Annotated in this window: 20 protein-coding genes and 1 riboswitch; of the genes, 7 read left to right on the forward strand and 13 right to left on the reverse strand. The window is 51.1% G+C overall.

The features are described 5' to 3' along the window. Window positions 1-33: 33 nt before the first annotated feature. From RHD99_RS20380 to nudF, 8 genes are all read right to left on the reverse strand, one after another. Window positions 34-915 carry a MurR/RpiR family transcriptional regulator gene (locus RHD99_RS20380; RefSeq protein ID WP_309876229.1) on the reverse strand — a complete coding sequence of 294 codons (882 nt, stop codon included), beginning with the start codon at window positions 913-915 and terminating at the stop codon, window positions 34-36. A gap of 40 nt (window positions 916-955) precedes the next feature. Beyond that, window positions 956-1,426: an N-acetylneuraminate anomerase gene (gene nanQ / locus RHD99_RS20385; RefSeq protein ID WP_309876230.1), complete on the reverse strand. Its 471-nt coding sequence runs from the start codon at window positions 1,424-1,426 to the stop codon at window positions 956-958. Window positions 1,427-1,460: 34 nt separating this feature from the next. Then, window positions 1,461-2,336, reverse strand: coding sequence for an N-acetylmannosamine kinase (gene nanK, locus RHD99_RS20390; protein ID WP_309876232.1), 876 nt, complete (start codon window positions 2,334-2,336; stop codon window positions 1,461-1,463). Between the two features lie 295 nt (window positions 2,337-2,631). Continuing rightward, window positions 2,632-4,527, reverse strand: coding sequence for a DNA topoisomerase IV subunit B (gene parE, locus RHD99_RS20395; RefSeq protein ID WP_183272716.1), 1,896 nt, complete (start codon window positions 4,525-4,527; stop codon window positions 2,632-2,634). 45 nt (window positions 4,528-4,572) lie between these two features. After that, the gene (yqiA, locus tag RHD99_RS20400; RefSeq protein ID WP_309876235.1) at window positions 4,573-5,148 is read right to left on the reverse strand and encodes an esterase YqiA; all 576 of its coding nucleotides are present in this window, start codon (window positions 5,146-5,148) and stop codon (window positions 4,573-4,575) included. Continuing rightward, window positions 5,148-5,975, reverse strand: coding sequence for a 3',5'-cyclic-AMP phosphodiesterase (cpdA, locus tag RHD99_RS20405; protein WP_183272714.1), 828 nt, complete (start codon window positions 5,973-5,975; stop codon window positions 5,148-5,150). The genes yqiA and cpdA overlap by 1 nt, the downstream gene beginning before the upstream one ends. Before the next feature lie 25 nt (window positions 5,976-6,000). Beyond that, window positions 6,001-6,423, reverse strand: a complete 423-nt coding sequence (locus tag RHD99_RS20410; protein WP_183272713.1) for a DUF1249 family protein — start codon at window positions 6,421-6,423, stop codon at window positions 6,001-6,003. 2 nt (window positions 6,424-6,425) lie between these two features. Beyond that, the gene (gene nudF / locus RHD99_RS20415) at window positions 6,426-7,058 is read right to left on the reverse strand and encodes an ADP-ribose diphosphatase (RefSeq protein ID WP_183272712.1); all 633 of its coding nucleotides are present in this window, start codon (window positions 7,056-7,058) and stop codon (window positions 6,426-6,428) included. Window positions 7,059-7,269: 211 nt separating this feature from the next. Between nudF and tolC the strand changes: the two genes are divergently transcribed. From tolC to RHD99_RS20430, 3 genes are all read left to right on the forward strand, one after another. After that, window positions 7,270-8,757, forward strand: a complete 1,488-nt coding sequence (gene tolC / locus RHD99_RS20420) for an outer membrane channel protein TolC (protein WP_309876239.1) — start codon at window positions 7,270-7,272, stop codon at window positions 8,755-8,757. A 169-nt stretch (window positions 8,758-8,926) separates the two neighbouring features. Then, complete coding sequence (locus tag RHD99_RS20425) at window positions 8,927-9,601, forward strand: DUF1190 family protein (protein WP_183272710.1); 675 nt, start codon at window positions 8,927-8,929, stop codon at window positions 9,599-9,601. Between the two features lie 6 nt (window positions 9,602-9,607). Further along, window positions 9,608-10,768 (forward strand): glutathionylspermidine synthase family protein, encoded by a 1,161-nt coding sequence (locus tag RHD99_RS20430; RefSeq protein ID WP_309876241.1) that lies wholly within the window; start codon window positions 9,608-9,610, stop codon window positions 10,766-10,768. A 147-nt stretch (window positions 10,769-10,915) separates the two neighbouring features. On the opposite strand, the gene ygiD is transcribed toward RHD99_RS20430, so the two are convergent. Continuing rightward, window positions 10,916-11,704, reverse strand: coding sequence for a 4,5-DOPA-extradiol-dioxygenase (gene ygiD, locus RHD99_RS20435; protein ID WP_309876243.1), 789 nt, complete (start codon window positions 11,702-11,704; stop codon window positions 10,916-10,918). Between the two features lie 198 nt (window positions 11,705-11,902). Between ygiD and zupT the strand changes: the two genes are divergently transcribed. After that, a complete protein-coding gene (zupT, locus tag RHD99_RS20440; protein WP_183272707.1) occupies window positions 11,903-12,670 on the forward strand; it encodes a zinc transporter ZupT in 768 nt (255 codons plus the stop codon). 154 nt (window positions 12,671-12,824) lie between these two features. Here zupT and ribB read toward each other — a convergent pair whose 3' ends face one another. Next, entirely contained in the window at window positions 12,825-13,478 is a 654-nt protein-coding gene (ribB, locus tag RHD99_RS20445) for a 3,4-dihydroxy-2-butanone-4-phosphate synthase (protein ID WP_183272706.1), read from the reverse strand. A 98-nt stretch (window positions 13,479-13,576) separates the two neighbouring features. Next, window positions 13,577-13,724, reverse strand: a riboswitch (FMN riboswitch). A gap of 134 nt (window positions 13,725-13,858) precedes the next feature. Between ribB and ubiK the strand changes: the two genes are divergently transcribed. Then, window positions 13,859-14,143: a ubiquinone biosynthesis accessory factor UbiK gene (gene ubiK, locus RHD99_RS20450; RefSeq protein ID WP_183272705.1), complete on the forward strand. Its 285-nt coding sequence runs from the start codon at window positions 13,859-13,861 to the stop codon at window positions 14,141-14,143. A 45-nt stretch (window positions 14,144-14,188) separates the two neighbouring features. On the opposite strand, the gene hldE is transcribed toward ubiK, so the two are convergent. Genes hldE through RHD99_RS20465 form a run of 3 tightly spaced genes read right to left on the reverse strand, consistent with a single transcriptional unit; the run spans window position 14,189 to window position 19,874 of the window. Next, window positions 14,189-15,619, reverse strand: coding sequence for a bifunctional D-glycero-beta-D-manno-heptose-7-phosphate kinase/D-glycero-beta-D-manno-heptose 1-phosphate adenylyltransferase HldE (hldE, locus tag RHD99_RS20455; protein ID WP_183273209.1), 1,431 nt, complete (start codon window positions 15,617-15,619; stop codon window positions 14,189-14,191). Between the two features lie 55 nt (window positions 15,620-15,674). Further along, window positions 15,675-18,527, reverse strand: a complete 2,853-nt coding sequence (glnE, locus tag RHD99_RS20460) for a bifunctional [glutamate--ammonia ligase]-adenylyl-L-tyrosine phosphorylase/[glutamate--ammonia-ligase] adenylyltransferase (protein ID WP_309876247.1) — start codon at window positions 18,525-18,527, stop codon at window positions 15,675-15,677. Between the two features lie 48 nt (window positions 18,528-18,575). Beyond that, complete coding sequence (locus RHD99_RS20465; RefSeq protein ID WP_309876249.1) at window positions 18,576-19,874, reverse strand: CYTH domain-containing protein; 1,299 nt, start codon at window positions 19,872-19,874, stop codon at window positions 18,576-18,578. 243 nt (window positions 19,875-20,117) lie between these two features. Between RHD99_RS20465 and RHD99_RS20470 the strand changes: the two genes are divergently transcribed. Both RHD99_RS20470 and RHD99_RS20475 read left to right on the forward strand, forming a co-directional pair. Beyond that, a complete protein-coding gene (locus RHD99_RS20470) occupies window positions 20,118-20,738 on the forward strand; it encodes a TIGR04211 family SH3 domain-containing protein (protein WP_309876251.1) in 621 nt (206 codons plus the stop codon). A gap of 67 nt (window positions 20,739-20,805) precedes the next feature. Continuing rightward, the gene (locus tag RHD99_RS20475; protein WP_309876253.1) at window positions 20,806-22,053 is read left to right on the forward strand and encodes a multifunctional CCA addition/repair protein; all 1,248 of its coding nucleotides are present in this window, start codon (window positions 20,806-20,808) and stop codon (window positions 22,051-22,053) included. The last annotated feature ends 18 nt before the right edge of the window (window positions 22,054-22,071 follow it).

A 22,071-nucleotide genomic window follows, 5' to 3' on the forward strand; every position in this document is an offset into this window, starting at 1 on the left:
GTTTGCACTCAGTCTAATGCCGCTAACGCGGCATTATTTTGCAATATTTAGAGCATCCATAGTGCGCAGTTTGCTTTCGCGAGCCTGTTCTGGTGCGGCTTGTACCAGCAAGGTGTAGAGCAAATCCAGCACAAATAACTGCGCGGTTTTGGTTCCGATCGAATCCCCTTGTAGCATGCCCTGACGGTTGCCGTTGATCAGACTAAAGTCGGCAACTTCACACAGCGGTGAGCCCAAATTATGGGTGAGTGCCACAGTGGTTGCCCCCGCATGTTTGGCAAGCTCTAGTGCGTGGACCGTTTCAGGGGAATTCCCGGTGTGGCTAATCGCAAAGGCGACATCGCCTGATTTTAATAAGGTGGCCTGCATATACATAAAGTGATTATTGGTGACAGCGTCAACCCGCATGCCAATGCGCATCAGTTTATGTTTCATATCTTCGGCAGTAATCCCGGAAGAACCCACGCCAAAAATATACACCGAGTTACTGGTCCGTAGCGCCTTAACCACTTCACTGACCTGGCTCATGTCCAGCAAATTTAGGGTTTCGGACAGCACGTTATTAATAGTGCTTTGCAGCTTCAACCCGATGGTATGCGCATCATCAGATTCGCTAATCTCCCCTTCTAACAGCGGGCCGTTGTTATCGGACTCCGCAGTGGCAAGCTCAATGGCTAAATCCATTTTAAAGTCCTGGAAACCTTTATAGCCAAGCGTGCGACAAAAACGAATCACGGTCGCTTCGCCAGCCTGCGTTTCACGTGACAATTCGGCGATAGAGAGCTGAGTCACCTGCTGTGGTGAGGTCAAAATATAGTGTGCGATACGCTGAGATACACGCGTCAGGCTATTTTGCATCGCACCAAGAGTATCGAGGATTTTACCAGGTTTAAGGCGAAGGGCTTGAGGCTCCATAAATTTCCGCTTCTTTATTTCATAAAAAATTGAAAAGAGTTTACCCCTGCAAAAGTCGGTAATGCACTTTTATCACTGCCTTGCTAATCGTCTGTGCCGATTCACTGATGCAACCTGGTTTATGCGGCTCCCCAGGAAGAAAGATCGCAAACATACCTGGTTGTAAATGCAGTGTCTGGCAAGGGGATACGGTATCACACAGCAAATAATCATCACCTTCATGGTAAGTATCCGGTGCAATTGCTGACCCAAGTGGACCAAAATCGATGCGCTCCTGCCCATTGAGTAACACTTGAACGTCAAGATATTCGCGATGTTGCTCGTAACGTTTGCTCTGGGGTTCTGCGGTATCAAACACCATAACATTCATAAAGATATCGTCACCGTCTATCTCATGTCGGCCAGGGCTTAAGGTTTCTGGATGCAGTGACAGCGCCTGCTTGATGATGGCCAGTAGTTGAGGGGCGATACCGGTCTGGGTCGTGAGCTCTGAAATTCGTCCTAAAATCATAGTGTCACCTTATATTCACGTGGTTTATCAAGTTTCAGGCTGAGTGGTTTTCAGACCAGAGTGCCGCGCCCATTAACCCCGCATCGTGTTGATAATGCGCGGCATAAATCGGGACCTGGAACGCCGCAGGAGATTGCGCGAGCTGCTGTTCCACCTGTTGGCGATAACCCTGAGCCAGGCCAACACTGCCGCCTAGCACGATACATTCGGTATCCAGCAGGGCTTTGATATTGGCGATTAGCTGGCAAATTGCCTGTGCTGAACGCGTCATTAACTGCTGAGCTTGCGCGTTCCCTGATTGAGCCTGAGCGAAAATTTCGCGAGTGTTTTTACCCTCAAGTTCATGTCCGGCTGCGGCGGCAATCGCACGCCCTGAAGCAATCGCCTCGACACAACCAACACGCCCGCAACCGCACAGTGGACCATTGGGATCGGCCTGTATATGGCCAATATGACCTGCAAAAGCATACGGGCCGGTTAATAACTCACCATTCACAACAACGCCACCACCGACTCCCGTGGAAACCGTGATAAAGGTGACATGTTTAAACTGAGCAGACAGATAGCAATACTCAGCCCAGGCAGCAGCCTGCGCATCATTCAGAACAACACACGGCAACCCCGTGAGTTTTTCAACCGTCGCCTGCAAGGGAAAATGATTCAGTCCGCCCAGGTTATCGGGATTAAGCGCGGTAAGAATGCCCTTGTCGATAATCCCGGTGGATGCCACCGCTACCCGCTGAGCTTGTCCCTGATAAACGTCAACCAACCGGGCTAACGCTTGCTCAAGGGCTTGCGGCGCGGCATTTGCCGGTGTGGAAATTTCGGTACGTTGGAAAATTTTATGCTCATCGTTGATTAGCGCTGCGGCCAGTTTGGTGCCGCCGATATCAATGGCTAGTGTGTTCATTGATTTCTCCGCGCTTAATGGCGTCGCTGAAACAGTGGCTGGGGCCTGTAAATTCCCCACAATCACGCACACGTTGTTCTAACCTGGCTAATAGTGACATTTTGCTCCGCCTTATAAACCTCAATGAAGTTTAACTCCAAAAAAGAGTAGCGGACGGAGTATGACCCGTTCAAGTGACAAACTGGAAAAATGTGAAGGGAGTCAGGAATTGCGAGAAAGAACAGGGGGTTTAGCAAAGCGGGAAAATGTGATCAACGCGATTCAGCCGTTGATCACATTTATCCGAAAGCGGTAATTAGACTTCAATATCCGCCATATCGCCTTTATCTTGCAGCCAATTGCGACGATCTTCAGAACGTTTCTTCGCTAACAACATATCCATAATTGCCATGGTTTTGTCGTTATCTTCATCGTCGATCGTGAGCTGAACAAGGCGGCGAGTGTTAGGATCGAGCGTGGTTTCACGTAATTGCAGCGGGTTCATTTCGCCCAGCCCTTTAAAGCGCTGCACGTTCGGTTTCCCTTTCTTACGTTTAAGTTGCTCAAGCACACCCGCTTTCTCTTCTTCATCCAGCGCATAGTAGACTTCTTTGCCAAGATCGATACGGTACAACGGTGGCATCGCGACATAAACGTGACCACCGCGAACCAGCGAGCGGAAATGACGTACGAACAACGCACAAAGCAACGTCGCGATGTGTAGACCATCGGAGTCCGCATCCGCAAGGATACAGACCTTGCCGTAGCGCAGTTGGCTAAGATCTTCGCTGTCAGGATCGATGCCGATCGCGACTGAAATATCATGCACTTCTTGTGATGCCAGAACTTCGTCGGAAGAGACTTCCCAGGTGTTCAGGATCTTACCTTTAAGCGGCATGATCGCCTGATATTCACGGTCACGAGCCTGTTTAGCAGAACCGCCTGCGGAATCCCCTTCGACCAGGAACAGTTCCGTACGACTCAAATCTTGTGCCGAGCAATCAGCCAGTTTTCCGGGTAATGCCGGGCCGCTGGTCAGCTTTTTACGCACCACTTTTTTGGCCGCGCGCATACGGCGTTGAGCGCTGGAAATCGCCAGTTCTGCGAGTTGTTCCGCAATTTGAATGTTCTGGTTCAGCCACAAACTGAAGGCATCTTTCACCACACCAGAAACAAAGGCTGCGCACTGGCGTGATGACAGGCGCTCTTTCGTTTGCCCAGCAAACTGCGGATCCTGCATTTTCACCGACAGCACGTAGGCGCAACGTTCCCAGATATCTTCCGCAGAGAGCTTCACGCCGCGCGGCAGAATGTTGCGGTACTCGCAAAATTCACGCATCGCATCAAGCAACCCCTGACGCAGACCATTGACGTGGGTACCGCCTTGCATGGTTGGGATCAGGTTAACGTAGCTTTCTGTCAGCAGTTCACCGCCTTCTGGCAGCCATAACAGCGCCCAGTCAACTTGCTCAACATCGCCCGCGTAGTTTCCAACAAAGGGTGATTCCGGCAGCGTAGGCAGGCCGTTTACCGCTTCGCTCAAATAATCTTTCAGGCCATCCTGATAACACCAACGCTGCTCGGTATTGTTCACTTTGTCAGTAAAAGTGATTTCAACACCCGGGCACAAAACCGCTTTGGCTTTCAGTAAATGGCTTAAACGGGAAACGGAAAAACGCGGGCTGTCGAAGAACGAAGCGTCAGGCCAGAAGTGAACGCTGGTGCCGGTATTACGTTTGCCGCAGGTCCCGACGACTGCCAGTTCCTGGACTTTATCGCCGTTTTCAAACGCGATGCTGTAAACCTGCGAATCACGGCGTACCGTCACTTCAACACGTTTTGACAAGGCGTTGACGACCGAAATACCCACGCCGTGTAAGCCACCAGAGAACTGGTAGTTTTTGTTGGAGAATTTACCGCCCGCGTGCAGACGACAAAGAATGAGTTCTACAGCCGGAACGCCCTCTTCCGGATGGATATCAACCGGCATGCCGCGCCCGTCATCAATGACTTCTAATGACTGATCGGCATGGAGAATAACATCAACACGCTTCGCATGGCCTGCCAGCGCCTCATCCACGCTGTTATCAATGACTTCCTGGCCCAAATGGTTTGGGCGGGTGGTGTCTGTGTACATCCCGGGGCGGCGGCGAACAGGCTCAAGCCCGGTGAGTACCTCAATGGCATCGGCGTTATAACTGGATTGCGTCATGGTTTATTCGTTCAGATTGCGAAACAGGAATTCGACATCAAGCCTTTAATGCAGGCCAAGGAAGTCGACGATCTGTGTGAAATAATCTTCGAAGCCTACAAAGGCGTGATTGCCACCGGACTCTACCGTCTGCCGACAGGGGGTGTAGTACGCCACTGCCTGGCGGTAATCAAGCACTTCGTCACCCGTTTGTTGTAACAACCAGATGAGATCTGGCGATTCTAACGGGTCAACTTGCATGACTTTAAGATCGTAAATATGGCGTGACTCTAGCACATATTGCTGCCCGGTGTAGGGGTTCTCGTTCTTACCAAGATAATCGACGAGCAATTCAAAAGGCCGTACCGCTGGGTTTACAACGACCGCCGGTAGCGTAAAACATTGCGACAACCAAGTGGCGTAGTAGCCCCCTAAAGAGGAGCCCACTATCCCCAACGGCTCACCGCCATGCTTGAGTACCAGCGACTCCAGCAACTCTGCCGCATCGGCAGGATACGGTGGGAGTTCCGGGATAATCATATTGATATGCGGATGATTCTGCTCAAGCCATGCCTGAAAGCTGGTGGCCTTAGCGGAACGCGGCGAACTATTGAAACCGTGTAAGTAAAGTAGCGTTGACATCAATACCCTTCTGAAGCGGTATCTGGGTTGAACACCGCACCTTTCAGGCGGCAAACCTCAGTGGTAACTTCGCCATTGGGATGGAGTTCCAGCCAACGCCAGCCTGGCTCAATGGTGTCGAGAGTGAAGTTGGAGCAATGCGGCTTAAATTGCACACATGTGGACGGCGTTGCCAGCATTCGTCTGCCATTCCAGTCCAGATCTAACTCCTGATGAATATGACCACACACCAGCGTTTTCACTTTCGGGAATTTTTGCAAAACGTCATCCAGCTCTGCGGCATTGCGCAGGCTATGTTGGTCCAGCCAACTGCAACCCGCGGGTACAGGATGATGATGCAGCAATAACAGCGTATGCCGTTCAGGCGCACCGGCGAGCTTGCGCTCCAGCCAGTCGAGCTGATAGTCGCTCAGTTCACCATGTGGGACGCCAAAGACCTGGCTGTCGAGCAGTAATATTTGCCAATTGTCTCCAAGGAAAACTTGTTTTGCCGGGGAGATCCCCGCTTCAAGCAACGAGCTAAACATCGCAGGTTGGAAATCGTGATTGCCTGGCAGCCAAACGCAGGGCGCAGGAATCTCCGCAATGCCCTCAACAAAATGCTGGTAGGCCTGCGCACTGTGATCCTGGGCTAAATCCCCAGTTGCAACGATAAGGTCATAATGACGCTGCTCGGCGAGGATGGCGGCAATAACAGCCTGATAGCTCATCCAGGTATTGATACCAAGCAGCGTTTCGTTCTTTCCAGAGAACAGGTGGGTATCTGTAATTTGCAAGATCCTGATCTGGCCCCCACCGGCCACAGGAAGATTTAACAGGCTTTCCAAATGGTGTCCTTAGGTTTCACCCTCACTAACAAACCGGAACCGCCATCGCTCCATGCGCCAAACAATATCGCAGCCAATCGGCTAGAAACTGATTAATTTGATGCTTTTCGTCACGTTGATGCAACTTTTTATTAGGATAATCATATCGTGCTTTGAAACGAAAGATCTGCTGACTTGAACACACTTCCGCGACCATCGCGTCATGATAAAGCCTGACCGACATCGATGGTAGGCTCCAGTAGCTGATCGCCGGGACTGTTTGTTCGATTTGTACAAGTGTCGTGTAACGAGTCGACTCAAGGATAGAGAGTCGATATTGAGCGCTAGTGACCTGATAAGTGACTTTTTCGCCCACTTCGTCATTACGAGGAAGCAGGCGTCGTAGTTGTGCGAAATTGGTTTCGCACAGACGCATCATTTCAGGGAAGTCAGGTGTATAGCGCTTCATGTTTAGTTGTTCCACTCTTCTCTTAATTTCTCATGATGCAATTGCAGCCAAAGCAGTGCGATGACTGAAGCCGCGTTGTCGATTTTCCCTTCTTCTACTAACTGATAAGCCCGTTCCCGGCTCACGACATGAACACGAATATCTTCGTTTTCATCTGCCAGACCATGTATGCCCTTCGCGGTTGTTGCGTCGACTTCCCCAACAAGAATCGATAAACGCTCGCTGGTTCCACCAGGGCTTGCCAGGTAGTTGATGACCGGTTTAGTGCGACCGACAGTCACTCCTGCTTCTTCAACGGCTTCGCGGCGAGCAACGTCCTCGACACTCTCACCTTCTTCAATCATCCCCGCAACCAGTTCGAGCAACCACGGGCTGTCGCTGGTGTCATACGCGGCAATTCGAATCTGTTCGATTAAGACGACTTCGTCTCGCACAGGGTCATAGGGTAGCAGTACTGCAGCGTGCCCGCGTTCTAAAATTTCGCGACAAACTTCACCACTCATTTCGCCATTAAACAAGCGATGACGGAATCGATAAAGATCCAGCGAAAAAAAACCACTATAAAGTGTTTCCCGTGCAATAATTTCAACATCGTTTTTGGCTAATGTGACGAGTTGATCGTTTTGCTTAGTCATAATGATTTCCTGATTTTAATGGTTATGAAATGGGCAATTTCAAGCCAGTTTGTCTGCCGTTTCATTTCCTATGTGATAGATTGATGAAAATTAAGGGTCAATGGCACATTACGCCAAGCGCCCCTGCTGGCGGACTCTGCTAAAATCGGCGATCATTTCCGGCTCTTGTCAGCGCTAACAAATTATTTCTGCTTCACAACAAGGAATGCAAATGAAGAAACTGCTCCCAATTCTTATCGGTCTGAGCCTAACGGGTTTCAGTGCCATGAGCCAGGCAGAAAACCTGATGCAGGTTTATCAGCAGGCACGTTTAAGCAACCCGGACTTGCGCAAATCCGCTGCTGACCGTGATGCCGCATTCGAAAAAATTAACGAAGCACGCAGCCCGTTACTGCCACAACTCGGCCTTGGTGCTGATTATGAATACACCAATGGTTATAGTGATGCGAATGGCATCGACTCCAGAGCGGCTAGTGCCTCTTTGCAATTGACGCAAACCATTTTTGATATGTCGAAATGGCGTGCATTGACCCTGCAAGAGAAATCAGCAGGTATTCAAGATGTCACTTATCAGACTGACCAACAAACCCTGATTCTGAATACTGCAACCGCCTATTTTAATGTGCTGAGCGCCATTGATGCACTGTCCTTCACAGAAGCACAGAAACAGGCTATTTATCGTCAATTAGATCAAACCACTCAGCGTTTTAACGTAGGTCTGGTCGCGATTACCGACGTACAGAACGCCCGTGCGCAATACGATAACGTATTGGCAAACGAAGTCACCGCACGAAACAATCTGGATAACGCGGTAGAAACGCTGCGCCAGGTGACGGGCAATTACTATCCGTCTTTGGCATCGCTGAATGTTGACGGCTTCAAAACCAACAAGCCTGATGGCGTGAATAATCTGCTGAAAGAAGCAGAAAAACGTAACCTGGCATTGTTGCAAGCCCGCTTGTCTCAGGACCTGGCTCGCGAGCAAATTCGCTTCGCAGAAACTGGCCACATGCCAACTGTAGGTTTGACTGCATCGACTGGTGTTTCCAATACCACTTATAGCGGTTCTAAAACCAACAGCTCTCAGTACGATGACAGCGATATGGGCCAGAATAAAATCGGCCTGAACTTCTCCTTGCCGTTGTACACCGGTGGTTCGGTGAACTCTCAGGTGAAACAAGCGCAATACAACTTTGTTGGCGCGAGTGAGCAGCTTGAAAGCGCGCATCGTAGCGTAGTGCAAACCGTCCGCTCTTCGTTTAACAACGTGAATGCGTCAATCAGTACCATCAACGCCTATAAACAAGCGGTTGTGTCTGCACAAAGCTCTTTAGATGCAATGGAAGCAGGCTATTCCGTTGGTACTCGTACCATCGTTGATGTGTTGGATGCGACCACGACTCTGTACAACGCAAAACAACAGCTCTCCAGCGCTCGTTATAACTACCTGATCAACCAGCTGAATATTAAGTCAGCACTGGGTACGCTTAACGAACAGGATCTTGTTGCGTTGAATGCAACACTGGGTAAACCTGTATCAACGACTGCAGACAATGTTGCTCCAGAAACGCCAGACCAGAATGCTCGCGCAGATGGTTATTCAGCGGATACCGAAGCAACAACGGCTACTGCAACACCTGCTAAAGCGACTCCAGCTTCAGCAACCAGCAGCAAATCAGCTAACCCATTCGGTAACTGATGACATTATTTGGGGGCGTGACTACACGCCCCCATCACAACTTGCGACATTGAACGTAAGGCAACGTAAAGATCGCCCTCCTGGTGCCCGTCATCGCTTTAATTTCAACCATTCATCCCCTATCCTAAGCACAATATTAGCTTCATTCCTTTGGGCTCAGGACAGATAAATGAAACGGACAAAAACCATAAACCACGCATCGTTCCGCAAAAGCTGGAACGCCCGCCATTTGACGCCGGTTGCATTGGCGGTTACCGCTGTGTTTATGCTTGCCGGTTGTGAACAAAATGACGAAACAGTCTCTATGTATCAAAACGCAGATGACTGTTCTCAAGCCAACCCAGGCAAAAGTGCCGAATGTACGACTTCCTACAACAACGCGTTGAAAGAAGCAGAACGTACTGCGCCTAAATATGCATCGCGTGAAGAATGTATTGCTGAATTTGGTGAAGGCCAATGTCAGCAAGCTCCTGCTCAAGCCAATATGGCAGGTGAACAAGCTCAGGCTCAACCTCAACAAAGCGGCAGCTTCTGGATGCCATTGATGGCCGGTTACATGATGGGCCGACTGATGGGCGGCGGCGCAGGCTTTGCGCAGCAACCTCTGTTTACCTCAAAGAATCCATCAAGCCCTGCGTACGGTAAATATGCCGATGCCAGTGGTAAGAGCTACGGCGCAGCCACGCCAGGCCGTACGACAACCGTACCGAAAACAGCTATGGCACCTAAACCTGCGACGACCAGCACGGTGACACGCGGCGGTTTCGGTGACTCTGTAGCTAAACAATCGACGATGCAGCGCAGCAACAGCGCAACAGGTTCTTCTCGTTCCATGGGTGGCTAATAAATTATGGAAAGAATTGCGATTACTGAGCGCCCGGATTGGCGCGAGAAAGCCACAGAATACGGTTTCAATTTTCACACCATGTATGGCGAACCTTACTGGTGTGAAGACGCTTATTACAAGCTAACGCTTCCGCAGGTTGAGCGGCTGGAAGAAGTCACTGCTGAATTGCATCAGATGTGCCTGAAGGTTGTCGAAAAAGTGGTGAGCAGTGATGAGCTGTTAGCTAAATTTCGCATTCCTAAGCACACCTGGGAATTTGTGCGTCAATCATGGCGTACCCAGCAGCCGTCGCTTTACTCACGCCTGGATATTGCATGGGATGGCGTTGGCGAACCAAAGTTGCTGGAAAACAATGCTGACACGCCAACCTCTTTATATGAAGCTGCGTTCTTCCAGTGGATTTGGCTCGAAGATCAGATCCAGTCTGGAAATCTGCCAGCAGAAAGCGATCAGTTCAACAGCCTTCAAGAGAAGATCATCGAACGTTTTGCCGAGCTGAAGCAGCAACACGGTTTCAACCTGGTGCATTTCGCTTGCTGTCAGGATACGGAAGAAGATCGTGGTACGGTTCAGTATCTACAGGATTGTGCCGCAGAAGCAGAAGTGGCCAGCGAGTTCGTATACATGGAAGATATCGGTCTGGGCGAGAAAGGCCAGTTTACCGATCTGCAGGATCAGGTGATAAGCAACCTGTTCAAACTGTATCCGTGGGAATTTATGCTGCGTGAGATGTTCTCCACCAAGCTGGAAGATGCTGGCGTACGTTGGCTGGAACCGGCCTGGAAAAGTATCATCTCTAACAAAGCGTTGCTGCCAATGCTGTGGGAAATGTTCCCGGATCATCCAAACTTGCTGCCTGCTTATTTCGCCGAAGATAGCTATCCGCCGATGGATAAGTATGTCGTGAAGCCAATCTTCTCGCGTGAAGGCGCGAATGTGAAGATCATCGAAAATGGCCAGGAAATTGCGCGTGTCGATGGCCCTTACGGCGAAGAAGGCATGATCGTCCAACAGTTCTATCAGCTGCCAAAATTTGGTGACAGCTACGTGGTGCTCGGAAGCTGGCTTATCAACGATCAACCCGCAGGCATTGGTATTCGTGAAGATCGTGAGTTAATTACTCAGGATCTTTCACGTTTCTACCCGCATGTGTTTGTAGAGTAATCGTTTCTACTTCTCCTGGGGGAGAAGGTTGGGATGAGGGCGAATTGATATCGAATCCACCCTCACCCTGGCCCTCACCCTGGCCCTCTCCCTGAGGGAGAGGGAACTGATCGAGGTTCTTCCTCAGGAAAAGGGGGAAAACAATAATTAGCCGATTTGCACCGAAAGCATACTCAACGACCCCATTTCTATACCGTCTACCGGTAATGTAATCGGCTCTTTGCCATCCCACGCCCCCAGAACATACAGCAACGGCAGATAGTGATCCGGTGTTGGGTTAGATAACGAACCACCTTCGTGTTGTAAATAGTTTACCAGCGGGTGATCTGCAACCGGCCCAAGCCATGTGAGGTTGTCTTTAACGTATTGGTTAAATGACTCAGCCCATGGATATGGCGTGTTTTCACCGTGCCAGCGGGCGGTACGCAGGTTATGGACCACATTACCGCTGGCAATCAGCATGATGCCCTGATCGCGCAATGCAGCAAGCTTACGTCCCATTTCAAAGTGCCAGGCTGCCGGTTTGGTGCTGTCGATACTGAGCTGTACCATTGGGATATCAGCATTCGGGTACATCTTGATCAATACGCCCCAGGAGCCATGGTCAAATCCCCAGGCTTCTTTATCTTGCATCACCGGAACAGGTGCCAGCAGATCAACCAATTGCTGAGCCAGTTCAGGCGAACCCGGTGCCGGGTAATGGGTATCGTAAAGCGCCTGTGGGAAACCACCAAAGTCGTGAATCGTTTTTGGTGTTTCCATCGCCGTAACACCCGTGCCTTTGGTGAACCAGTGCGCAGAGACCACCACAATGGCTTTTGGTCGCGGTAAGGTCTCTCCCAAATGACGCCAGGCTTGGGTATAGTGATTATCTTCCAGCACGTTCATTGGGCTACCGTGTCCGAGGAACAGCGCAGGCATTCTTTGAGTTGTCATGGTGGTGTCCTTTAGCGGGATATTCAGTTTATGCACACCACATTACGCGCTTTTGCAGCATGAAGAACTCAGATAAGCATGATGAAGATCTTCAGGAAATTTGAATGTAAGCGATGTGTAAAGCTTCCCATCTGGCTCTCGATTTTTATCACGTCGCCCATTAATATAAATGAGAATCATTATCAAAAGGAGCAATGAATGTCAGTACCCTTGATTCTGACCCTGCTAGCAGGGGGAGCCACTTTTATTGGTGCTTTTCTTGGCGTTATCGGCCAGAAACCATCGAACCGTGTACTGGCATTTTCTCTCGGTTTTGCAGCAGGAATTATGCTGCTTATCTCGTTAATGGAGATGCTACCCGCAGCACTTCATACCGAAGGGATGTCGCCAGTATTAGGTTACGGAATGTTCATGTTGGGCTTGTTGGGCTATTTCGCTCTTGATCGCGCCCTGCCCCATGCACATCCGCAAGATTTGATGGACAGCAAACCGCAGCCTCGGAATTTACGGCGCACCGCGTTACTGCTGACTCTCGGTATTAGTTTGCATAACTTCCCGGAAGGGGTCGCAACCTTTGTCACTGCCAGCAGTAATCTGGAATTAGGGATGGGTATTGCCCTCGCCGTAGCACTGCACAACATTCCGGAAGGATTAGCGGTTGCAGGCCCGGTGTATGCCGCAACGGGTTCGAAACGCAAAGCGATTTTCTGGGCAGGGATTTCGGGGCTCGCAGAAATTCTCGGTGGTGTGTTAGCCTGGCTGATTCTCGGCTCAATGGTTTCGCCGGTCGTCATGGCGGCGATTATGGCTGCTGTCGCGGGGATTATGGTGGCGCTATCTGTCGATGAACTGATGCCGCTCGCCAAAGAGATTGATCCTCACAATAACCCGAGCTATGGCGTACTTTGCGGTATGGCGGTGATGGGGTTTAGTCTGACGTTGCTACAAACAAACGGAATTGGATAATAACTCATCATACTTCAAGTTGCAGGGGTGTTGGCTGCACTCATTCACCCCAGTCACTTACTTGAGTAAGCTCCTGGGGATTCATTCTTTTGCCGCCTACCTGCAACTCGAATTATTTCGAGTTCAAGCGGCATGGAAACATTAAAAACGAGTCTTAGCTGGCTTTGCGTTCGTGAGTCTGGCGATATTCCACCAGATCTTCAATCGTCACTATAGCCATGTTGTGTTCGCGAGCAAAAGTGATGCACTCCGGCGCGCGCGCCATGGTGCCGTCATCGTTGGTCAGTTCACACAAAACACCCGCAGGTTTGAAGCCCGCAAGTGATACCAAATCGATAGTTGCTTCGGTGTGGCCACCACGGGTAAGCACGCCACCCGGTTGAGCGCGCAACGGGAATACGTGGCCCGGGCGGTTCAGGTCACTTGGTTTTGCGCCATCAGCAATCGCGGCACGCACCGTGGTAATACGGTCTGCGGCAGAAACGCCAGTGGTAACACCACTCGCGGCTTCGATAGTGACAGTAAACCCGGTGCCATAAGCACTGGTGTTGTTCTCAACCATCATTGGCAAATCAAGTTGTTTACGGCGTTCTTCAGTCAGGCACAGGCAAACAATCCCGCTACCGTGGCGAATGGTCAGAGCCATTTGCTCAACGGTCATGGTTTCCGCAGGGAAAATCATGTCACCTTCGTTCTCGCGATCTTCATCGTCAAGAACCATTACCCCGCGGCCTTCACGTAGTGCTTCAAGAGCATGTTCCACGCGCTGTGTAGGGGTGCCAAATGCAGAAAGGAGCGTCTGATTCATGGTAAAAAAACCTCATTAAAATTATGGTTACCAGAATCAGGGCAGTCTTAGGAGCTAAAAAAATAACGTGAGCAAGCTTATTAAAGCTTGTGCTTAGTCGTTACTCTCTCCCATCCGGACTATAACCGTCGGCTCCGGAATTACACCGGATCTGCTGACCTCCAGATTGCTCTGGAGCGCTCGCGGGCTTTCAGCGTTCGCTGATTTACCGCCGGTGGGGAGTTACACCCCGCCCTGAGAATAAGCAGACTTACTATAACGCCGATGATTTTCTCTGGCAACGCCAAACCTAATAACATTTCGGGTTTCTAAGGAGTCTCACAGGCATTACAATTAGTGTTAATCGCGTAAGACAATCCCGTAAGATTATGGAAGCCACTATGATTGACCCGAAAAAAATTGAACAGATTGCTCGCCAGGTCCACGAGTCAATGCCGAAAGGGATTCGTGAGTTCGGGGATGATGTCGAGAAAAAAGTACGTCAGGTTTTGCAGGCTCAGTTAACCCGTCTGGATTTGGTTAGCCGTGAAGAGTTTGATGTGCAGACTCAAGTGCTGTTACGCACCCGTGAAAAACTGGCTTTACTGGAACAGCGTTTAACCGAGCTGGAAAATCGTAACGCCCAGGCACCTGAAGTTACGCCGCCAACAGAACCACAGATGTAAAAAAAACGCCCCAAATTTGGGGCGTTTTTTATTATCCGTAACTGCTTATGCGTCGTGGCTTTGAATCTTCTTAATGATGTTGGTTGTTGAGCAACCATCTTCAAAATTCAGCACCATCACTTCACCACCGTTTGCCCAGACCTCTTTACTCCCGGCAATATCATCCGGTTTGTAATCGCCGCCTTTGACCAGCAAATCAGGCAGAATCTCGCCGATCAGGCGTTGTGGCGTGTCTTCTTCAAACAACACTACCCAATCCACGGCTTCCAGCGCGCCGAGCACGATCATGCGTTGATCCTGCGGATTCACCGGGCGAGTTTCGCCTTTCAGGCGTTTAGTTGACGCATCACTGTTGACCGCAACGATCAAGCGATCACCCAGTTTTCGTGCATTGGCCAGATAAGAAACATGGCCTGCGTGAAGAATATCGAACACGCCGTTGGTCATGACGACCTTCTCACCGCGTTTACGCGCCGCAGCCACAGCCACTTTCAACTCAGCTTCGGTCATCACACCAAAACCTGAATCAGCACGCCCACGCACCGCATTTTCCAGTTCGATAGGTGAAACGGTAGATGTACCCAGTTTACCCACCACAACCCCTGCTGCCGCATTCGCAAAGTAGCACGCTTCTTCAAGCGAGTTACCTGCCGCAAGCGTTGCCGCCAGCACGCCAATCACCGTATCGCCAGCACCGGTCACGTCATACACTTCTTGTGCCTGGGTTGGCAAATGGAACGGCTTAATGCCCGGCTGTAATAGCGTCATGCCGTGTTCAGAACGGGTAATCAGTAGCGCGGAAAGTTCGTATTCAGCAATCAGCTTCATACCACGTTCCACCAGCTCTTCGTCGTTCTTGCATTTGCCGACCACCGCTTCGAACTCAGACAGGTTTGGTGTCAGCAGTGTCGCGCCACGGTAACGGTTAAAGTCTGTGCCCTTAGGGTCAATCAGCACCGGAACATTGGCCTTACGCGCAAGGCTAATCATTTGCTGAACGCTTGCCAATGCACCTTTTGCGTAGTCAGAAAGCACCAACGCGCCAATGTGTGGCAGCGCCTGGCTAATGCGTTCATGAATGGGCTCTGGATCAACGCCTTCGAAACCTTCTTCGAAATCGAGGCGAATCAGTTGCTGGTTGCGGGAAAGTACACGCAGTTTGGTGATTGTCGGGTGCGTCGGCACCGAGACGAAATCGCATTTAACGTTCACGCCCGCCAGTGTTTGGCTGAGTGCACGCGCCGCATCGTCAATCCCCGTCAGACCCACCAGACGCGAATTCGCGCCCAACGAAGCAATGTTCATTGCCACGTTTGCAGCACCGCCAGGGCGTTCTTCAATGGTATCGACTTTCACGACCGGCACCGGCGCTTCCGGGGAAATGCGGCTTGTAGGGCCATACCAGTAGCGATCCAGCATCACATCACCCACTACCATGACGCCTGCACGGCTGTATTCGGGCAGCGTTACTTTCATTCCTGACTCTCCAGAGAGGGATAAAATTTTGTCGCGAATAATATCACAATTAATCTTATGCGCGTGTTTGCGGCTCAATCAGCCACGTTTGCCAGCTTTTCATTACCTGCTCGCGCTCTTGAATGAAAGTCTCCATTGCCACATTCCCGGGCAGCTCTTGCAATGCAAGATGATGAAGTTCATCACGTAACGTGACATAAGCATGTGTCAACGCTTTCGCTTCGTCATCACTCATAATGTCGTTTTGCGCCATTAATTCCAGAATGCGTACATTGTCAGACCAACGCGTCAGTTTTGGAGCCTGCGCCGCATAACGCAAAACCAGATACTGAGTGATGAACTCAATATCGGTAATACCGCCTTCATCGGCTTTTATATCAAAGCGTTCGCGACTTTTTCCACCCAAATGTGCGCGCATTTTTTCACGCATTTCTCGCACTTCGGTCTGGAGTTTTTCGCCTTCACGCGGAACACTCAAAATGCTGCGGCGAATAGCATCAAACTCCTGCGTCAATTGCGGATCGCCATAGACAACACGCGCACGCACCAGGGCTTGATGCTCCCAGGTCCAGGCTTCATTCTGTTGATAATCGCCAAACGCTTCGGCAGTCGTGACCAACATGCCCGCAGCACCAGAAGGGCGCAAACGCATGTCCACTTCATACAAAATACCTGATGAAGTTCGGGTGCTAAACAAGTGCACTACTCGCTGTGCGAGCCGCAAATAGAACTGGCGGCCATCGATTTCACGCTCGCCATCGGTCATGACATCCGACGGGCAATCATGAAGGAAAACGAGATCCAAATCAGAGCTATACCCCAGCTCCCAACCACCGAGTTTCCCGTAACCGACCACGGCAAAACCACGTCCTTCACGATTCTGTAAATGTTTCGGCTGACCATAACGCGCCACCATTTGCACCCAGGCCTGCTGGACTACGGCATCTATCATCGCTTCAGCAAGCCAGGTGAGGTGGTCACTCACTTTCATCACCGGCAATGTACCGGTGATATCCGCTGCAGCAACGCGTAGCAGCTGCGCTTGCTTAAACTGGCGCAATGCTTCCAGTTGTTGCTCTTCATCGTCATCCGGCACTCGCAGCAAATACTGGCGAAGTTCGTCACGATAAGCATCGGTAGCGGTAGGTTGGTAGAGTGTATTGGGGTCGAGCAGTTCATCAAGCAGCAGCGGGTAACGCGCCAGTTGGCTGGCAATCATCGGAGATGCCGCACATAACGTTATCAGATGCTTCAATGCGCCCGGATATTCCGTGAGCAGCTCAAGATAGGTCGTCCGCGTGACAATACCGAGCAGCAGCGGCGTTAAGCGTGACAACGGCAAAGGTGCATCATTGCGGGAGCAGGCTTCGCACAACAAGCGTGGCATGAGCTGATCCAACACCTGGCGACCACGCGGGCCGATGGTGCGTTTGTCGGTATCCTGACGGAAATCGCTGATCAGGCGTAACACTTCGCTACGTGCTTCTGGCGTTAAATGTTCCAGAACCGGCGTGTTGGCATCTGCATCCAGCGCATCCTGCCACAGTTCGCGCCACGCTTCAGAAAGCTTATCTTCGCCCGGTTCAGGTTCATCGTCGCCGATTAATTCGTTAAACACCTGACGCACTGCATTCATATGCTGTTGCAGGCTGACTTGCAGAGAATCCCAGGTTTGCTCGTTCATGCCCCACGCAAGGCGCACACGGTTCAGTTCATCGCCAGGTAGCGTCTGAGTCTGCTCATCATTGATGCTCTGCAGGAGGTTTTCGAGGCGACGCAGATATAAATAGGCTGCATGCAATTTTGCTGCATCAGATTCCGACAGCAGATGTAATTGCTGAATAGCTTCAAGGGTTGGCAGTAACGAGCGGGATTGCAAAGCAGGCTCGCGGCCCCCGCGAATCAGCTGGAATACCTGGACGATAAACTCAGTTTCACGAATCCCGCCCGCACCGAGTTTAATGTTATCGGTCAACCCTCTGCGGCGAACTTCGCGAGCAATCATCCCCTTCATGTTTCGCAGTGACTGAATGACGCTGAAATCGATATAGCGGCGGAAGATAAACGGTCGCAACATGTTGCGCAGTTCCTGGCTCCACACATCATCGGTATCACCCATAATTCGGGCTTTGACCATGGCGTAGCGTTCCCAATCGCGCCCCTGCTCCTGGTAATAATCCTCTAACGCGGCATAACTGAGCACCAGTGGGCCACTGTCGCCAAACGGACGTAAGCGCATGTCGACGCGGTAGACGAAACCATCTTGCGTAGGCTGGTCGAGGACTTTAATCAACCGCTGGCCTAAACGGGTAAAGAATTGCGCGTTATCCAGTTCGCGCCGCCCGCCCTGCGTCGAACCGTTTTCCGGCCAGGCAAAAATCAGGTCGATGTCGGAGGAGAAATTCAGTTCGCCACCGCCCAGTTTCCCCATGCCAAGAATCATCAATGGCTGCGCGACGCCATTTTGATTGCACGGCGTACCCCACTCGCGACAACAGGCGCTGTACAGCCAGTCACGGGCGGCAATAATGAGCGTTTCGGCAAGCTGGCTGAGCTGCTGGAGAGAGCTTTGAGTGGAGACCTTTTGCAGCGTTTGCGCCCAGGCAATTCTGACCATCATGCGGCGACGGAACAGACGCAACGCGGCCATTAGCGCAGATTCACTGTCCACACCCTGCAATTCTTCTTGCAGCCAGGCCGCGTAGTGTTGCCATTCGTCGGCTTGCGGTGGGAACTGCTCGATTTCCGCAATCCATGCGGGGTAAGCCGCCATGCTGTCACAAACAAAATCACTAAACGCCAGCACGGCTTGAGCCTCGAGGCTCAGCGTTTGGCCGTCAATCTCTTGTGGCAGACGCGCCAGCGCCGCCTGCAAATGCTGCTGTAAAAGTGGCGCTTGCGACATCATGGTCGTATCCCTTATTAACGATATCCCCTAAAAAAATGACGGGGAAGATTATTTCCCGCTATGCAGCCAGAAAGGCGCCTGCGAAATAGCTTCATTGCGATAATGTTCAATTTCAACCTGTTGGCGTGTCACGATGGCATGACGCAGCCCTTGCCAGTTATCCAGCCATGGTTGTGTTTTCGTATCGTCGTAAACGCCCGCCAGCAGGCGGATAGAACCGGTTTCTCGTGCCAGGCGCGGCAGTTGATCGGCATAGCTATCACCCAATGGGCGCTGGAAAGTCTCTTTCAGTTCCGCCGCGTGACGAGAAAGATGAGTATCAGCAAAACGCTTAAACGAACCCGCCAATTTGACGTTGGCTTTTTCGTCGGTAAATTTCTGCCACTGACGCCCAACCAACCATTCAGTCAGCGCCAGTTTTGCCTGGCTGCTTTGCGCGCTGAACGCGAGTTCAGGAGCTTTTAGTTCTTGCGGCAGCATCGCTTCATACGTTGCCAACAATTCACGCAGTTCAGTGCTCGCTTTACGTGGAATGATACCGCCGAACAGTGCCAGCGCGTGGCGCACAAGGCCAACCGCTTCCAGAACCTGAGCTTTCGCTTTGCCGTTACCACGCAGCCACAACTCTTCGTGGTATTGCCAGTGAGAAAGCGCCAGTTCGACTGAACCCTCCAGTCCTTGCTCAACCGTTGCTTTCGCAGGCACTCGCAGAACCGTTAACGGTTTAATTTCTCGTTCGTTATTGCCTTGAGCCAGGTGGTAGCCGCGCGCCGCTTTGCTCAGGCTACCCTGGCGTAGGCCCGGTTGTGCAACCAGTTGTTTGGCAAAGGCCAGAACATCTGCCGTTTCACCTTCCAACAATTCAAGCTCCAGCTCGCACAGCGGTTCACTGAGTTCACCGGCTTTTACTTCACCGAGATCCAATGCCAATTCGATGCGGCTTTTACCGTGCGTCACGACCCATTTTTCACGTACAAAGTCAGTGCTAAATAAAGGATTCAGTTGTGCCTGCAACGCATCGGCAGAAAGATCTTCCGGCCAAACTTCTTGCGGGAATAGCGACAAGGCAAGTTCCGGCCCGTTCAACTCGACATTGTATTCCGGACGCTGATGTAACCCGCCCGTGACGCGGCCTGCGATTTTCATCGTCATTTCGTAATGGCCGTTATCGCCGCGGATGCGCAGTCCCATATCATGACGGCGCAGTTGGTTATCAGCAGTTTCATAATAGATGTTGAGTAGCTGGCGCGGTTCGCTGTGCTGGCTTTCCAGCGAATTTAACGTGTTACGAAGGGAATCCAGTTCAGCTGGATTAACAATAAATTTGAGTTCGATTTCTTGGGTCATCGTCTTTTTACTTTTAGTTGGGTCAAACTGGGCTCACGCCCAGAGAACTTAATCGTTTAATGGGTGTCAGTAGATAATATTTTTCACCAAATTACCATGAGTGGCGCGCATTTCGGCGGGCTCTAAATCACGAGTAAGTGGTCAAATTCACACCAGGATGATTCTCATTCAGGTTTACGGATTGCACCGTCAGACTGATGCCACTACTATCGTTCCACTATTTATGACAATAATGACGAAATCATGCACAAATTCCGCCTAATTTGCCTTACTTTGCTTTCTCTTAGCGTTTCTGTTGTGGCTCATGCCGATGAAAAACGTTATGTCTCTGATGAACTCAACACCTGGGTGCGTAGTGGTCCTGGGGACAATTATCGCCTGCAAGGAACCGTGAATGCGGGTGAAGAAGTGGTTCTGTTGCAAAGCAACGAAGAATCCAAATATGGTCAAATCCGTGACAGCAAAGGCCGTACCTCATGGATCCCTCTGGCACAGCTGAGCACTTCACCAAGCCTGCGCACCCGTGTACCAGACCTGGAAAACCAGGTTAAGAGCCTGACTGATAAGCTGACTAATATCGATACCACCTGGAATCAGCGCACCGCTGATATGCAGCAAAAAGTGGCCCAAAGCGACAGTGTCATCACCGGTCTCAAAGATGAAAATCAACAGCTTAAAAACCAATTGATCGTCGCGAAGAAAAAAGTTGAAGCCGCGAATGTTCAGTTGGATGACAAGCAACGCGCCATCATCATGCAGTGGTTTATGTACGGCGGCGGGGTTGCAGGTTTTGGTCTGCTGCTTGGCCTGTTACTGCCACACATGATCCCAAGCCGTAAGAAGAAAGATCGCTGGATGAACTGATCGCCAACCCTGTATCCTACACTTACGTATTATCGTAATTGGTTAACAGATGCAGGGGCTTTAAAGCGTGAAGATTTATCTGGTCGGTGGTGCAGTACGCGATGGGTTATTGAGATTACCGGTCAAAGATAAAGATTGGGTGGTTGTCGGTGCAACACCGCAAGAAATGCTTGATGCGGGTTTCCAGCAGGTTGGGAAGGATTTCCCGGTGTTTCTGCATCCTGAGTCGCGGGAAGAATACGCATTAGCGCGCACCGAGCGTAAATCAGGCCAGGGATATACAGGTTTTACCTGCTATGCCGCGCCTGATGTCACGCTTGAGCAAGACTTACTGCGCCGCGATTTAACCATCAACGCCATTGCCCAGGACGAACACGGCGAGTTTATCGACCCGTATCATGGTCGTACTGATATCGAAAAACGCCTGCTGCGCCATGTTTCTCCCGCTTTCAATGAAGACCCGCTGCGTGTTTTACGCGTCGCGCGTTTTGCTGCGCGTTACGCCCATCTCAATTTTCAAATTGCCCCTGAAACGCTCTCCTTGATGACCGCAATGGCGGCAAACGGTGAGCTGGCGCATCTCACGCCAGAACGCGTGTGGAAAGAGACAGAAAACGCCCTCACCAGCCGCAATCCGCAAGTTTATTTCGATGTCTTACGCAAATGCGGGGCATTGGCTGTGCTCTTCCCGGAAATCGATGCACTGTTTGGTGTTCCGGCCCCAGAAAAATGGCACCCGGAAATCGACACCGGTATTCACGTGCTGATGACGCTGTCGATTGCAGCACAGCTCAGCCCTGATGTTGACGTCCGCTTTGCCACGCTATGCCACGATTTAGGCAAAGGATTGACGCCAAAAGAGTACTGGCCACGTCACCATGGGCACGGTCCAGCCGGGGTAAAACTGGTGGAGCAATTGTGCCAGCGGATGCGTGTGCCAAATGACATTCGTGACCTGGCCAAACTGGTCGCCGAATATCACGACTTGATTCACACATTCCCGATTTTGCAGCCGAAAACCATCGTCAAATTATTCGACAGTATCGATGCCTGGCGCAAACCGCAGCGCGTCGAACAAGTGGCGTTGACCAGCGAGGCGGATGCTCGCGGGCGCACCGGTTTTGAAGCCAGTGATTATCCTCAGGGAAGACTGCTTCGTGCCGCGTGGGTTGCGGCACAAAGTGTCACCAACAAAGAGGTGATTGATGCTGGATTTAGCGGCCCGGCGATTCGCGATGAGCTCAATCGCCGCCGTATTGCCGCCGTAGAAGCGTGGAAGAAAACAGCCGGACTGGTGACACCTCCCGCTAACTGACTGACACAGGTGGTTTTA

It is taken from the genome of Buttiauxella selenatireducens, assembly GCF_031432975.1.
Classification (GTDB): Bacteria; Pseudomonadota; Gammaproteobacteria; order Enterobacterales; family Enterobacteriaceae; genus Buttiauxella; species Buttiauxella selenatireducens.